The sequence below is a fragment of the Mesorhizobium sp. M8A.F.Ca.ET.202.01.1.1 genome, from assembly GCF_004791595.1.
Taxonomy (GTDB): domain Bacteria; phylum Pseudomonadota; class Alphaproteobacteria; order Rhizobiales; family Rhizobiaceae; genus Mesorhizobium.
Map to the genome: position 1 here is coordinate 97,614 of NZ_SRUN01000011.1, position 12,902 is coordinate 110,515.

The following is a 12,902-nucleotide window of genomic DNA, read 5'->3' on the forward strand; positions in this document are numbered from 1 at the left end:
GAGGGGGAAGCTCATGGATTTTTCAGCAGTGAACTGGATGGCGGTGGTCGCTGCCGCCGTCGTCGCATGGCTGTTCGGCGCCGCCTGGTACATGGCGTTGAGCAAGCCCCGGCTGAAGGCCGCCAAGCTTGATCCGGCGACGATGAAGAAATCGCCGCTTCCCTTCGTCATCTCCTTCATCGCCGAGCTGATTATGGCGCTGGTCATGGCCCTGGTCGTCGGCGCGATGACGGGTGGGGAGCCAACCTGGCTGGCGGGGCTGATCTTCGGCTTCGTGCTTTGGCTGGGTTTCGTCGCCACGACGCTGTCGGTCAACCATCGCTACGAGAATTTCGGCTGGGACCTGACCCTCATCGATGGTGGCCATTGGCTCGGCGTGCTGCTGATCATCGGTGTGGTGATCGGCTGGTTCGGCGCCGTCGCGGCCTGAATGGAGCGCTAGTTTTGATGGCGGACGAAACCGGCTTTCCGCGCGACCTGGTGTTCAGCCGGATCTGTCATGTCAAGAATGGCTATGACGACCGGCGCCGGCATATCGTGCGCGAGTTCGAGCGGCGCGGCGTGCCGGTCACCTTCTACACCGACTGGGACCAGCCTGACATCACGCCCGATATCCGGGCCGAACTGGTCGCTCCAGACTTTACACACCCGGCGGCTGTCTCGCTGGCGCTGAAGCATGTCGGCATCTGGCGTGATTTCCTCGAAACCGACCAGCCCTATTGCCTGGTGTTCGAGGATGACGTCTTCCTCGCTCGCGACTTTGTCGCCAAGTTCCGGCAGGGGCTCGCCGAACTCGGCGATCCCAACCGCAAGGCCGTCATCTATCTCGGCAATGGAAGCAACTACTACACGCCGAGCTGGAAATTGCGCAAAGGCCAGAAGCTTTACCCGGCGCTCCATGCCCGCTGCGCCGATTCCTACCTGATCACCCGGCCGGTCGCCGAAGCCCGTTGCAACTGGATTGCGCAAAACAAGATATACACGGCCATCGACCACCAGATCGAACAGATGGACGAGAAGCTCGGTGTTGAAATGCTGTGGTTCGAGCGGCCGATCGTCGAGCAGGGCAGCGAGAACGGCGCTTTCCAAACGTCCGTCGCCGGCAAGAGACAGCCGCTTCTCTACAAGAAGCTGAAATGGAACGTGAAAAAGTACCGGCGCATGATCTTCGGCCACAACGCCCGGTCCTAAGGAAGGCCGAACCTCGCGAGCCGCCTACAGCTTGTCCGCGCTGCGCGTCCTCGCCACCTCCTCCAGAATCCATTCGCGGAAGGCGACGATACTGGGATCCTCGGCTGTCGCCTGCGGATAGACAAGGAAATAGGCGAATTCCGGCGCAACCCTGATGCTGAGCTCGAAGGGCCGCACCAGCCGGCCCTCGGACAAGTCGTTTGCCACCATGGCGAAATCGGCGAGCGCGACGGCATTGCCGTCGAGCGCTGCCTGGACGGCATCCGTGGACGTGCCGAAGACGACGGTGCGGCTGTCGTCGAAATCGTTGATGCCGGCCGCCGCCATCCACATGCGCCAGTTCGGCCATGTCACGCCCTGGCGGGCCCATTCGATATGGGCAAGCGTGTGGTTGAACAGGTCGCGCGGCTCGCGCAGGGGCGGCCCGGATGCCAGGAGGCCCGGACTGCACACGGGAATGATGATGTTGTCGAACAGGCGATGCGCGCAGAGCCCCGGATATTTGCCGGCGCCGAAGCGGATGCCGACATCGACGTCGTCGAGATCGAAATCGCGCAAGCCATAGGCGATGTCGAACCTGAGTTCGATGCCCGGCCGCAGTTTGCGGAAATTCTCGACGCGCCGCATCAGCCATTTCGCCGCGAACTGGGCATCCAGCGTCACCTTCAGGAATTCGGTGCCGCGCGCCATCTTGCGCGCCCGCATCACCGCCCGGCCAAGCAGGTCGAGCGTGTCGGTCGCCGCCTCGTACAGCACCGCGCCCGCTTCCGTCAGTCGGATGGTGCGGCTGGTGCGGGTGAACAGCACGATGCCGAGCTGATCCTCGATTTCCTTGATCTGATGGCTGACGGCGGCGGGCGTCAGGCCGAGCTCGTCGGCGGCGCGGGTGAAATTGAGGTGCCGGGCCGCCGCCTCCAGCGTTCTTAGCGCCCGCGTTCCCGGCAACAGGGCCGCCATCAGCGCCCGGCCCGATCGAAGCGATCCATGAAGCCTCAATCCTCAAATAAAACTTGATGATGAGAAAAGAACTACTCGTTTCTCGTTTGTTTTTCAATCCGGCATGATTGCAGTATCAAAACACCATCAAACCGGATTTGATGTCCGGAGTATAGGAATCCCATCATGTCTCACATCGTTCTTCACCCTGCATACATCGCCCGGCCAAGCTGGCTGTCGGCTGCCCGTGATTGGCTGCGGCAGGCCAGGGTCGCGATCAGTCTTGCCCACCAGGACGTCGAGGACCTGTCCGACCGCCAGTTGCGCGATATCGGCGCCGCCCGCAAGGACATCGCGAAGGCCATGGACCGTGAGACCGGCCGGCTGGGCCTTCTCGACATCGGCTGGCAGCGGAATAGGAAGAGGTAGGGAGTAGGGAGTAGGGAGTAGGGAGTAGGGCAGATGATGGGGCCTGGGCGTGCCTGCTCCTACTGAAGACTTTCCCTATTCCCTATTCCCTATTCCCTATTCCCTATTCCTTACCTCACCACCCTCACCACCGTCCGGTCCGACAGCAGCGGCAAAAGCCGCGCCATCGTGCGCGCGGTCACCGCCACGCAACCTTCCGTCGGCGTAAAGCCGGGGCGCGCCAGGTGGAAGAAGATGGCGCTGCCGCGCCCGCGGCGGCGCGGCGCGATATTCCAGTCGAGCACCAGGCAGGCGTCATAGAGCCGGTCGTCGCGCCGCATGCGTTCGTGGCTGGCGCCATAGGGAATCCTGACCGGCCTGTTATAGTTGCGGTCGTCTGGTACCTCGCACCAGCCGAGATCCGGCCCGATCGGCGCCATAGCCAGCCGCGTCTTGCGGCCGGCGGCAAACTGATCCCCCCGAAAATAGCCCGCCAGGATGCGCATCGAAGCGAGCGGCGTGGCGCCGTCGCCTTCCCGCTTGCCGGACGAGATGCCGCCGCGCCCGAGCGCGCACGCAAACACCGTTTTGCCGGCCTGCAGCAGGCCTTGGCTTGGGTGGCCGGGCCTCGCCCGCACGGTCAGTACGGGCAGCCCTTTTGCCAAAATTGCGCCGGCTGCATTGCGATCGCGTTTTTTCTTGTATGATCGTGCCACGGAACAAATCACTGTGATCGGCTATTGTGCCGGCCAGCTTCCGCATAAATACGCAGCGGTCAACTGAATTCACTTTTCAAAACAACGGATTGATCCATGACCTCACGTACCATCCTGATCGTCGACGACGATGACGACCTGCGCGGCACATTGGTCGAGCAACTGTCCCTCTACGAGGAATTCGACGTGCTGCAGGAATCCACTGCGGCAAAAGGCGTCACCGCTGCGCGCGGCGGGCTCATCGATCTGCTCATCATGGATGTCGGCTTGCCCGACATGGATGGCAGGGAAGCGGTGAAGATCCTGCGCAAGGGCGGCTACAAGGCGCCCATCATCATGCTGACCGGCCACGACACCGATTCGGACACGATTCTGGGCCTCGAGGCCGGCGCCAACGACTATGTGACCAAGCCGTTCCGCTTCGCGGTGCTGCTTGCCCGTATTCGGGCGCAGTTGCGCCAGCACGAGCAGAGCGAGGACGCGACCTTCTCGGTCGGCCCCTACACCTTCAAGCCCAGCCAGAAACTGCTCATTGACCCGCGCGGCGGCAAGGTGCGGCTGACGGAAAAGGAGGCCTCGATCATCAAATATCTCTATCGCGCCGACCAGAAGGTGGTAACGCGTGACGTGCTGCTGGAGGAAGTGTGGGGATACAATTCCGGCGTCACCACGCACACGCTGGAAACCCATGTCTACCGTCTGCGCCAGAAGATCGAGCGTGATCCTTCCAATGCCGAAATTCTTGTGACAGAAAGCGGCGGCTACAAGCTGGTTCCTTAAACATTTCGCTATCCAATGAGCGGTCTGGACGGGGCCGCTTTCGGGTACGATCCTGTTGGAGGGGGATTCAGGAAGCGTACCGCAGAGGAGGGATTGGACTGACCGTTCGGGGACACAGCTAGATGGCGCTGGATGACGACATCCGCATCCTGTCCGCCGTGAGGCTTTTCGAGGGCTTCACGCAGGAACAGCTGCGCCTGCTCGCCTTCGGTGCCGAGACCACTTTGGTGCAGGCGGACCACAAGCTTTATCGCGAGGACGACGTGGCCGACTCGGCCTATGTCGTGGTCAGCGGGCTTATCGTGCTCTATCGCGAGCAAGATGGCGAGCGCATCCCGATTGGCAAAGCCGGCCCCGGCACGATGCTCAGCGAACTGGCGCTGATCGCCGACACCAACCGGCTGACCAGCGCCTCGGCCGAAATCGACTCGGAAGTGATAAGGCTGAGCCGCAAGATGTTCCGGCGCATCCTCGAGGAGTATCCGGAATTGGCGGTGAAACTGCACCAGCGCATCTCCGAGGAATTCCACGACATGATCCGCCGCATCGAGGAACTGGCCCCTCGCTTTTCGGGTTGAGGCACAACCAGCGGAACCACACTACATTCGTCGCGAAACCTACGTGGCACTAATCCAGATCAAACCTGGCGATGACCGGCACATGGTCCGAAGGCCGGTCCCAGCCACGTGCCCGCCGGAGGATCTCATAGCCGGCAAAATCAGGCACCAGGTTTGGCGACGACCAGACATGGTCGAGCCGTCGGCCGCGATTGGACGCCTCCCAATCCTGCGCACGATAGCTCCACCAGGTGTAGAGCTTCTGTTCCGAAGGCACGTTGAGCCGCATCAGGTCGACCCAGCCGCCGGCCAGCCGCATCGCCTCGAAGTTTTCGGTCTCGACCGGCGTGTGGCTGACCACGTTGAGCAATTGCTTGTGCGACCAGACATCATGCTCCAGCGGCGCGATATTGAGGTCTCCGACCAGCACCGAGGCCGACACCTCGTCATGCTCGGCCCGGATGGCATTCATCTCGGCGACGAAATCGAGCTTGTGCCTGAACTTCCTGTTGATCTCGGGATCCGGTTCGTCGCCGCCCGCGGGAACGTAGAAATTGTGCAGCAGGATTGTCTTGCCGCCGGCCCGCACCGTCACCGACAGATGCCGGCTGTCCTCGATATCGCAGAAGCGGCGCCTTTCGACGACCTCGATCGGCCGCCGCGCCACCGTCGCCACGCCGTGATAGCCCTTCTGGCCATGGAAGGCGATGTAGGGATAGCCGACCTTGCGAAAGGCTTTTTCGGGAAAGAGCTCGTCCGGGACCTTGGTTTCCTGCAGGCAAAGCACATCGGGCGCATACTCATCGAGCAGGCGTTCGATGATCGGCATGCGCAGGCGCACGGAGTTGATGTTCCAGGTCGCGATCGAAAAGGGCATGCGGCAAGGTCCGGCGAGAGATCGCCGAACTACTGCCAGCCGCACGCCGGAAAGACAAGCGAGGCGACGAAACCTACCTGGTTTTCGTGTTCAGCTCGCGATTGGCCGTATAGTCGATGGCGAAGGTGTCCGGCGCGAAACTGACGCCTTCCTTGGTGTTGAAGATCATCACCGTCGTGTCCTTGCCCTGCGCGTCGGTAATCGTCCACTGCCGCAGGTCGTAGGTTTTCGGGTCGAACATCATGGTGATTCGCGCATTGCCGAAAACCGACCTGTCGGAGAGCTGGATGGTGGTGAGGTCGTCCTCTTCCTTGACGCTCTTGACGCGGTCGCCGGAGAGGTCGATGCGGTCGTCGAGCAGCAGCTTCAGCGGCGTCTTTGATAGCGGATAAAGGTCCGACGTGTTCAGTTTCTTGTTGAGGATGGCAACTGATCTGCCGTCGGAAATCACCCGGAAATTCGAAGCTCCGTCATAATTGAAGCGGATCTTGCCCGGCCGTTCCAGGAAGAATTTGCCGCCGGTCTGCTCGCCTTTGGGGCCGAACTGGACGAATTCGCCGCTCATCGATTTGACCGCTGAGAAATGGTCGGCGATCTTTTGCGCCGCCGGAGGCGCGGCCGCCTGCGCCGAGGCCAGCAGCTCGAATCCGGGCACCACGTTGAGGGCGGCGGCACCGGCGAACACAAGACCGAGGCCAAGCAACTGGCGGCGTGTCGGGGCAAGATCGCTGAGCGCTGAAAGATCGTTTTTCATATCGGTCACTCTCGTTTGATTCCTGATTTGGTCGCTGTCGTGAACCCCCAGTTGGGCTGAAGTTTGGCGAGGCGATCGCTGCTCAATCGCTTGAACGCGCCAGCAGGTTCAAAGTTGCCGCGAACTCCCACCAGCTAGAATTTGTCGTCTTCGGTCGGCACCAGGATTTCGCGTTTTCCGGCATGGTTGGCCGGGCCGACAATGCCTTCCTTTTCCATCTTCTCGATGATCGAGGCGGCCCTGTTATAGCCGATGCCCAGACGCCGCTGGATGTAGCTGGTCGAGGCCTTGCCGTCGCGCAGCACCACCGAGACCGCTTGATCGTAGGGATCGTCGGAATCCTCGAAATTGCCACCGCTTCCGCCACCGGAACCGCCCTTTCCGGACGGCTCGTCGTCGTCCTCGCCGTCATCCTCGGTGATGGCGTCGAGATATTCCGGCACGCCCTGCAGCTTCAGGTGCCCGACGATCTTCTCGACCTCGTCATCGGAGACGAACGGCCCATGCACGCGCTGGATGCGGCCGCCACCGGCCATGTAGAGCATGTCGCCCATGCCAAGCAGCTGCTCGGCGCCCTGCTCGCCCAAAATTGTGCGACTGTCGATCTTCGACGTCACCTGGAAGGAGATGCGGGTCGGGAAATTGGCCTTGATGGTGCCGGTGATGACATCGACCGAGGGACGTTGCGTCGCCATGATGACATGGATGCCGGCGGCGCGCGCCATCTGCGCCAGGCGCTGGACGGCGCCTTCGATGTCCTTGCCGGCGACCATCATCAGGTCGGCCATTTCGTCGATGATGACAACGATATAGGGCATCGGCTCGAGATCGAGATTCTCGGTCTCGTAGATCGCCTCGCCGGTCTGGCGGTCGAAGCCGGTCTGTACGGTGCGCGAGATCTTTTCGCCCTTCTTCTCGGCCTGTTGGACGCGGGCGTTGAAACCGTCGATGTTGCGCACGCCGACCTTGGACATCTTGCGGTAGCGGTCCTCCATCTCGCGCACGGTCCATTTCAGCGCCACCACGGCCTTCTTCGGATCGGTCACGACCGGCGTCAAAAGATGCGGAATGCCGTCATAGACGGAGAGTTCGAGCATCTTCGGATCGATCATGATCAGCCGGCATTCCTGCGGCGTGAGCCGGTAGAGCAGCGACAGGATCATCGTGTTGATGGCGACCGACTTGCCCGAACCGGTGGTGCCGGCGACCAGCACGTGCGGCATCTTGGCGATGTCGACGATGACGGCCTCGCCGTTGATGGTCTTGCCCAGCGCCAGCGCCAGCTTGGCCTTGGTCGTCTCGAAATCGCGGCTGGCCATGATCTCCCTGAGATAAACCGTCTCGCGCTTCGCGTTTGGCAGTTCGATGCCGATGGCGTTGCGGCCGGGTACCACGGCGACGCGGCACGCAATCGCACTCATCGAGCGGGCGATGTCGTCGGAAAGGCCGATGACGCGCGACGACTTGATGCCCGGCGCGGGTTCGAGCTCATAAAGGGTGACGACCGGACCCGGGCGAACGGCGATGATCTCGCCCTTGACGCCGAAATCCTCCAGCACGCCTTCGAGCAGGCGCGCGTTCTGTTCCAGCGCGTCCTTGGAAAGACTTGGGTCGCGCGCGACGTTCTTGGGTTCGGACAGGAAATGCAGCGACGGCATTTCGAACGTGTCCGAACCGATCAGCGAGGTCTGCGCCTCGCGCTGGACGCGGGCGCCAGGCACGGGTCGCGCCGCCGGCGCCTCGACCCGGGTGGCGGCATCGGAACGGAATTGCTGGACCTTGGCAGTGGGGGCACGCCGCTGGGCGACCGGCTCGTCGTCGAAATCCATGTCCTCGTCGTCGCGGCCGAAGACATCGTCGTCGGCCGGATCGACGGAGACGCCGCGGTCGTTCACCATGGCGGCGAAGAATTCCGGTTCGACACGGGCGCGGCCGTCCTGGCTCATGCGGGATTCGGCGAACTCGGCCGACTCGACCCGTTCGGCGGCACGTCGCCAAGCACTGGCGCGTGGCTCCATCTCCGGCTCGAACTCATCGCGCTCCTGCCTGCGGCGCACCGCGCGGCGATGCATCCACGCGCGCAACGACAGCCACCAATGGGTGATGGCGCCGAGCGCCAATATGCCCTCGTCACCCTCGTCCTCGTCATTGTCGAAGAGAAGCTCGTCCTCGCGCGGGTCCGCCGCGGCCGGTTCTTCCATCACGGCGAAGCCGTTCTTGCGCCCGATCAGCGCCGCGCCATAGGCGAACAGCCAGAGCGCCGGTGCAGCCAGCAATATGGCGAGCACGCTGGCGACCAGTCCGGTCGGATAGCCGCCGATGAGGACGCCGGGAATCTTGAGCACCATGTCGCCGAAGACGCCGCCGAGGCCGGTAGGCAGCGGCCAGGTCTTGGGCGGAACCACGCAGCCCGCGATCGCGGCGGCGAGCAGCGCAAAACCGAACCAGAACAGCCCGCGCTTGGGCAGCCGGTCGACGCCGCGCGCCGAAAACAGCAGATAGCCCCAGACGACGGCCGGAACCAGCGCGGCAACCGCGGCAAGGCCGAAGAACTGCATCGCAAGGTCGGAGAAGACCGCGCCGGCATAGCCCATGGCGTTGGTGACGGTGTTGGCGGTGGCGTGCGAGAAGCTCGGGTCGGCGACGTTCCAGGTCGCGAGGCTTGCGACGGCGAAGGCGGTGAACGCGAACAGGCCGGCGCCGACCAGCCGGCCGACCTGGCGCCGCGCGAATGCCTGGATGCCGCCCCCGGTATCGGTCAGCGCGAGCGGTGCTGAAGCCCCTGAACGCATGCTCTTCCCCGTCTTGATTGCCTGGCCCGAGCGCATGACGCACTCCGGCAGATTCGGATGCCAGACTAGGCGTGGGAAGGTTAAGGGCGCATTAACTATAAGGCTGCGGCGATCGTCCTTTCGACATCGACACCTCCAGCGCTCGCGTCACATGAAAATGGCGGGCGCTTCGGCCCGCCATCCATTGGTCGGGTCGGCCGTGCGTTTACTTGTTGGCGCCGCCGAGCATCTTCACATTGGCGCAGAACTCGGCGTGCGGCTTGCTCATCGCCGCGTCCTGGCATTCCTTCATCATGGCGTCCTGCTTCTCCTTCGGCATGGCCATGAAAGCTGCCTTGAATTCCTCCATCGGCTTCATGGTTTTCATGCTGGAATCGGTGAAGAACGGCGCCATGTTGTCCGGCTCGTCCAGTGCGCCGGCAAATGCAAAGCCGCTGACCATGGAAAGCGCGAGTGCCCCGAGGCAGATATCCTTGAGGTTCATGAGCAAATTCCTTCCCTATGTTTCGAAACACGAGCGTCAGAACGACGGGCGCCTCCACAGTTCGGAGACAGGGCGGTCGATGTTTCCTCGAAAATCTCCTTCACGCGAACGTGATTGCGCGAAGTTGATCTCCACCAGAAAGAAGAATTTGCCAAAAAAAGAGGCCCGGAGCGATCCGGGCCTCAAGGCGTGAGTCCCTTTCGAGGACGTCACGACGGGATGCTTTTCAAAGCAATTCCAGGAAAAGTGCTTTTGCGGTTTTCCGTCCGGAATTGCGTAAAAACAAAGAACGCGAGCAATTCCAGGAAAAGTGCTTTCGCGGTTTTCCGTCCGGAATTGCGTAAAAACAAAGAACTCCAGCAATTCCAGGAAAAGTGCCTTTGCGGTTTTCCGGAAGTGCCTGGAGGTATGGGGCCGGCGGGAGGAGGGTTCCGCCGGCCCCGTGGCAAGGATGCCTTACGGCACCACTTCGCCATGCTGGGAAATGTCGAGGCCTTCGACCTCTTCCTGGGTGGTGGGACGCAGGCCGACCAGCGCCTTGACGACGTAGAGGATGACGAAGGTGGCAACCGCCGTCCAAATAATGGTGACGGCGACACCGTAGATCTGCTTGCCGAGCGAAGCGCCCGACGAGAGGCTGTTGATCGCCGGGTCGGCGAGCACGCCGGTCAGCAAGGCGCCGATCACGCCGCCGACGCCATGCACGCCGAAGGCATCGAGCGAGTCGTCATAGCCGAACATGTGCTTCACCTTGACCGCCGAGAGGTAGCAGACGACGCCGGCGACGATGCCGACGATGAAGGCGCCGGTCGGATTGACGAAACCGGAAGCCGGCGTCACCGCGACGAGGCCGGCCACGGCGCCCGAGATGATGCCGAGCACGGAAGGCTTCTTGGCGATGATCCATTCGGCGAACATCCAGGCCAGAGCCGCGGCGGCTGTGGCGACCTGGGTGTTGAGCATGGCGGCACCGGCAAGGCCGTCGGCCGCCAGTTCCGAACCGGCGTTGAAGCCGAACCAGCCGACCCACAGCAGCGATGCGCCGATGACCGAATAGACAAGGTTGTGCGGTGCCATGTTGGTGGTGCCATAGCCTTCGCGCTTGCCGAGCACCAGCGCGCAGACGAGGCCCGCTACACCGGCATTGATGTGGACGACCGTGCCGCCGGCGAAGTCGAGAACGCCAGCCGTACCGAGGAAGCCGCCACCCCAGACCCAATGCGCGATCGGCACGTAGACGACCAGCAGCCACAGCGCCATGAAGATCAGCAGTGCCGAGAACTTGAAGCGTTCGGCGAAGGCGCCGGCAATCAGCGCCGGCGTGATGATGGCGAAGGTCATCTGGAACATCGAGAAGACGAATTCAGGGATGTTGGCCACACCCGGCAGCCACAGGCTCGCGGTGGTGATGCCGTGGTGGAAGAATTTCGAGGTGCCGCCGAGATAGGCATTCATGCCGCCGCCGTCGGAGAAGGCCAGCGAATAGCCGAACATGAACCACAGCACCGTCACCAGGCAGGTGATGGCGAAGCTCTGCATGATGGTGGCAAGCACGTTCTTCTTGCGCACCATGCCGCCGTAGAACAGCGCCAGGCCCGGGATGGTCATCATCAGCACCAGCGCCGTCGAGGTCAGCATCCAGGCGGTGTTGCCGGTATCGAGCACCGGGGTCGGAGCGGCAGCCGGCGCGGCAGCCGCCGCAGCGGGTGCGGCTTCCTGCGCGAAGGCGGCGACGCTGCCCAACGCTGCGAGAGCGAGCGAGCCCAGCAGGGCCGCCCGTCCCGTCGTCTTCAAGGTGGAAGGAATATTCATTGAACTCTCCATTGGAATACGTGTTCGCCGCTCAGAGTGCGTCGGTGTCTGTTTCGCCGGTGCGGATGCGCACGGCCTGGTCGATGCCGAAAACGAAGATCTTGCCGTCGCCGATCTGACCGGTCTTGGCTGCGGCGGTGATGGCTTCGACGGCCTTGTCGACCATGTCGGCCGCGACCGCGACTTCGATCTTGATCTTCGGCAGGAAGGAGACCGCGTATTCCGCCCCGCGATAGATTTCCGTATGTCCCTTCTGACGCCCGTAGCCTTTGACTTCGGTGACGGTCAGGCCCTGGATGCCGACGGCGGTGAGCGCCTCGCGCACCTCGTCCAGCTTGAACGGCTTGATGATTGCCATCACGATTTTCATAAGGTTTCACCCTTTGCTGTTGCGGTCCCCCGCGTTTGCACACCTTCACCGATCCCGAGGAGCCGGAGAGTGCCCCCAAGGATTCAAGCTCCGTGCCAAGTGCCGAAGCAGGGTATTAACCTGTTGTAAACAAAGGGAATGGAGTGGCCGGAACCGGCAGGTGCTGGCGCCTGCGGTGCATCATATGCTCAAAAATTATGCAATTTTTCGAAATTGCCTATTTTGCCGGCTTTGGGAGTGACCCCGAAAAGGCGAGGCTGGGTTTCGGAAAAGATCATGCTCAAACAAGACCCGCAAAGTGCTCAACGCTTGAGCCGGATCAGGCCTTCCTGTGCCATCGAGGCAATCAGCGTGCCGTCACGGGCATAGAGCGTGCCGCGGCTGAAACCGCGCGATCCCGAGCTCGAGGGACTGTCCTGTGCATAGAGCAGCCAGCCATCGAGCGAATGCGGCCGGTGGAACCACATCGAATGGTCGAGGCTGGCGGCCTGGATGTCGGGATCGAACAGGCCGCGCCCATGCGCGAAGGTCGAGGTGTCGAGCAGCGTCATGTCGGAGAGATAGGCGAGCAGCACCGACTGCAGCGCGCGGTCGTCGGGGACCGGACCGGCAAGGCGGATCCAGACATTCTGCCGGGGCGGCAGCTTGTCGCGGCTTTCATAGTGCTGGAGATTGACGGGTCTCAGTTCCAGCGGCCGCTCGCGCGCCCAGAAACGGCGCACCGCTTCCGGCACCCGGTCGGCAGTTTCGAGCAGCTGGCGCTGCGTCTTCAGCCCTTCCGGCGGCGGCACGTCGTCGGGCAGCGCGAACTGATGCTCGAGCCCTTTCTCGTCGACCTGGAACGAAGCCTCCAGCGAAAAGATCGCCTGTCCGTGCTGGATCGCCAGCACGCGCCGCGTGGTGAAGGAACCGCCGTCGCGGATGCGGTCGACCTCGTAGATGATCGGCACCTTGATGTCGCCCGGGCGCATGAAATAGCCGTGCAGCGAATGCACGAAACGGTCCGGCTCCACCGTGCGCTGCGCCGCCACCAGCGCCTGGGCGATGGTCTGGCCGCCGAACACGCGCTGCCACTCCACCTGGGGGCTGCGACCACGATACAGATTGTGTTCCAGCCTCTCGAGGTCGAGAATGCGCAGAAGCTCGTCGATCGCCGCCGTCATGTTTTGTGACCTCGCCGCAAAATTGCTATGGCGGTTTCCGACAGGAAGAACGAGCCGTCAAG

14 protein-coding genes are annotated in these 12,902 nt (G+C 62.6%); 5 read left to right on the forward strand and 9 right to left on the reverse strand.

The annotated features are described in order from the left end of the window. Window positions 1-13: 13 nt before the first annotated feature. Both EN845_RS22925 and EN845_RS22930 read left to right on the forward strand, forming a co-directional pair. The gene (locus EN845_RS22925) at window positions 14-430 is read left to right on the forward strand and encodes a DUF1761 domain-containing protein (RefSeq protein WP_127872844.1); all 417 of its coding nucleotides are present in this window, start codon (window positions 14-16) and stop codon (window positions 428-430) included. 17 nt (window positions 431-447) lie between these two features. After that, the gene (locus EN845_RS22930; RefSeq protein WP_127278257.1) at window positions 448-1,191 is read left to right on the forward strand and encodes a glycosyltransferase family 25 protein; all 744 of its coding nucleotides are present in this window, start codon (window positions 448-450) and stop codon (window positions 1,189-1,191) included. A gap of 24 nt (window positions 1,192-1,215) precedes the next feature. Here EN845_RS22930 and gcvA read toward each other — a convergent pair whose 3' ends face one another. Further along, window positions 1,216-2,148 (reverse strand): transcriptional regulator GcvA, encoded by a 933-nt coding sequence (gcvA, locus tag EN845_RS22935; protein ID WP_127872843.1) that lies wholly within the window; start codon window positions 2,146-2,148, stop codon window positions 1,216-1,218. 165 nt (window positions 2,149-2,313) lie between these two features. Here gcvA and EN845_RS22940 point away from each other — a divergent pair, with 165 nt between their 5' ends. Then, complete coding sequence (locus EN845_RS22940) at window positions 2,314-2,556, forward strand: hypothetical protein (RefSeq protein WP_127872842.1); 243 nt, start codon at window positions 2,314-2,316, stop codon at window positions 2,554-2,556. 110 nt (window positions 2,557-2,666) lie between these two features. Here the strand turns inward: EN845_RS22940 and EN845_RS22945 are convergent, their stop codons facing one another. Beyond that, complete coding sequence (locus EN845_RS22945; RefSeq protein WP_167531445.1) at window positions 2,667-3,203, reverse strand: L,D-transpeptidase; 537 nt, start codon at window positions 3,201-3,203, stop codon at window positions 2,667-2,669. A 144-nt stretch (window positions 3,204-3,347) separates the two neighbouring features. On the opposite strand from EN845_RS22945, the gene EN845_RS22950 reads away from it, so the two are divergent. Both EN845_RS22950 and EN845_RS22955 read left to right on the forward strand, forming a co-directional pair. Continuing rightward, the gene (locus EN845_RS22950) at window positions 3,348-4,031 is read left to right on the forward strand and encodes a response regulator transcription factor (RefSeq protein WP_027145512.1); all 684 of its coding nucleotides are present in this window, start codon (window positions 3,348-3,350) and stop codon (window positions 4,029-4,031) included. A 122-nt stretch (window positions 4,032-4,153) separates the two neighbouring features. Then, window positions 4,154-4,609, forward strand: a complete 456-nt coding sequence (locus EN845_RS22955) for a cyclic nucleotide-binding domain-containing protein (RefSeq protein WP_127872841.1) — start codon at window positions 4,154-4,156, stop codon at window positions 4,607-4,609. A gap of 49 nt (window positions 4,610-4,658) precedes the next feature. Here the strand turns inward: EN845_RS22955 and EN845_RS22960 are convergent, their stop codons facing one another. The 7 genes from EN845_RS22960 to tesB form a co-directional block, all read right to left on the reverse strand. Next, a complete protein-coding gene (locus tag EN845_RS22960) occupies window positions 4,659-5,465 on the reverse strand; it encodes an exodeoxyribonuclease III (RefSeq protein WP_127872840.1) in 807 nt (268 codons plus the stop codon). A 73-nt stretch (window positions 5,466-5,538) separates the two neighbouring features. Next, window positions 5,539-6,219, reverse strand: coding sequence for an outer membrane lipoprotein carrier protein LolA (locus tag EN845_RS22965; RefSeq protein WP_127278263.1), 681 nt, complete (start codon window positions 6,217-6,219; stop codon window positions 5,539-5,541). A gap of 134 nt (window positions 6,220-6,353) precedes the next feature. Then, the gene (locus EN845_RS22970; protein ID WP_127872839.1) at window positions 6,354-9,011 is read right to left on the reverse strand and encodes a DNA translocase FtsK; all 2,658 of its coding nucleotides are present in this window, start codon (window positions 9,009-9,011) and stop codon (window positions 6,354-6,356) included. A 205-nt stretch (window positions 9,012-9,216) separates the two neighbouring features. Then, on the reverse strand, window positions 9,217-9,495 hold the full coding sequence (locus EN845_RS22975; protein ID WP_127280025.1) for a hypothetical protein: 279 nt from the start codon (window positions 9,493-9,495) through the stop codon (window positions 9,217-9,219). Between the two features lie 456 nt (window positions 9,496-9,951). Next, window positions 9,952-11,307 carry an ammonium transporter gene (locus EN845_RS22980; protein WP_127280024.1) on the reverse strand — a complete coding sequence of 452 codons (1,356 nt, stop codon included), beginning with the start codon at window positions 11,305-11,307 and terminating at the stop codon, window positions 9,952-9,954. 31 nt (window positions 11,308-11,338) lie between these two features. Next, the gene (locus tag EN845_RS22985; protein ID WP_127280023.1) at window positions 11,339-11,677 is read right to left on the reverse strand and encodes a P-II family nitrogen regulator; all 339 of its coding nucleotides are present in this window, start codon (window positions 11,675-11,677) and stop codon (window positions 11,339-11,341) included. 302 nt (window positions 11,678-11,979) lie between these two features. Continuing rightward, window positions 11,980-12,840, reverse strand: coding sequence for an acyl-CoA thioesterase II (gene tesB, locus EN845_RS22990; protein WP_023771879.1), 861 nt, complete (start codon window positions 12,838-12,840; stop codon window positions 11,980-11,982). Window positions 12,841-12,902 lie beyond the last annotated feature (62 nt).